Source organism: Frankia sp. CeTa3Moorea (assembly GCF_978021225.1).
The window spans coordinates 3,232-4,497 of sequence record NZ_CDXDOR010000237.1 but is presented as its reverse complement, the minus strand read 5'-3'; the positions used below and the strand labels follow the sequence as shown (position 1 = coordinate 4,497).

General features: G+C 66.4%; 2 protein-coding genes. Both read right to left on the bottom strand.

Features of this window, described 5'->3' with window-relative positions; translation table 11 throughout:
- Window positions 1-202: 202 nt before the first annotated feature.
- On the bottom strand, window positions 203-844 hold the full coding sequence (locus AC08OV_RS23420; protein WP_476614323.1) for a CoA transferase subunit B: 642 nt from the start codon (window positions 842-844) through the stop codon (window positions 203-205).
- The coding region (locus tag AC08OV_RS23415; protein WP_476620332.1) for a CoA transferase subunit A at window positions 841-1,266 on the bottom strand (426 nt) is incomplete at its 5' end. The genes AC08OV_RS23415 and AC08OV_RS23420, both read right to left, overlap by 4 nt.

Below are 1,266 nucleotides of genomic sequence, written 5' to 3'. Positions count from 1 at the left end.
GTGGCCCCTATTCTCCCTGCGCGACAGGCACCCGTTCACGTCCCACGGGTCAACAGTCAACCACCATCCCCGCCCTACTGGCGGATCTAGGTCTGAACGCCTCCGTAACGGTCCAGCCGCGGACTATTACGGAAGACAGCAGCACCCAGGCGTAGACCGGATCACGGCGACGCCGCCGCGGCCCGGAACGCCGAACAACCGGTCACCTAAGAGCGATCGTGAGGTTGGGTGTGGTGGCCACGCGGACGTCGTCCATGGTGACGCCGGGCGCGGTCTCCCGCAGGATCAGGCCGATGCCGGGCTCGATGTCGATCACTGCCAGGTCAGTGATGACGCGATGCACACAGGCCTGTCCGGTCAGCGGCAGCGTGCACTCGTCGAGGAGCTTGTGGCTGCCGTCCCGGGCAACATGCTCCATCATCACGACGACCCGCCGGGCACCGTGGACTAGGTCCATGGCGCCGCCCATGCCTTTGACCATCTTTCCGGGGATCATCCAGTTGGAGAGGTCCCCGGCGGCGGACACCTGCATAGCACCCAGGATTGCGACGTCGACGTGCCCGCCGCGGATCATGCCGAATGACGTCGCTGAGTCGAAGGTGCTGGCTCCGCGCAGGAGCGTGACGGTCTGTTTGCCCGCATTGATCAGATCGGGGTCGACCTCGTCGTCGTAGGGGAAGGGGCCGACGCCGAGGAGTCCGTTCTCGCTGTGCAAGGTGACCGTGACACAGGGTGGGAGATGGTTCGCTACCAGGGTCGGCAGGCCGATGCCCAGATTGACGTACTGGCCGTCAGTCAGTTCGGCGGCCACCTGCTTGGCCATCTGCTCGCGGGTCCAGCTCATCGGGAACTCACCGTCCTCTTCTCGATCCGCTTTTCGGTGGTGGGGACGTGGACGACGCGCTGCACGAAGATGCCGGGGGTGTGGATTTCGGCCGGGTCGAGCTCACCGGGTTCGACGAGCTCCTCCACCTCGGCGATCGTCACTCTGCCCGCGGTGGCGCACAACGGGTTGAAGTTCGCGGCGCTCCCCCGGTATACGAGGTTGCCATGCCGGTCGCCCTTCCAAGCATGGACCAACGCGAACTGGCAAACGATCGCCCGCTCCAGCACATAGCGGATCCCGTCGAATTCCCGGGTCTCCTTCGACGGCGACGGGAGCGCAACGCCACCGGCCCCGTCATACCGCCACGGCAGACCGCCGTCGGCAACCTGGGTCCCCACCCCCGCCGGAGTGTAGAAAGCCGGGATCCCCGCCCCGCCGGC

What these genes read in the sequence shown, in the direction of transcription:
- AC08OV_RS23420 (WP_476614323.1), bottom strand. Translation starts at nt 844, where the DNA reads ATGAGCTGGACCCGCGAGCAGATGGCCAAGCAGGTGGCCGCCGAACTG.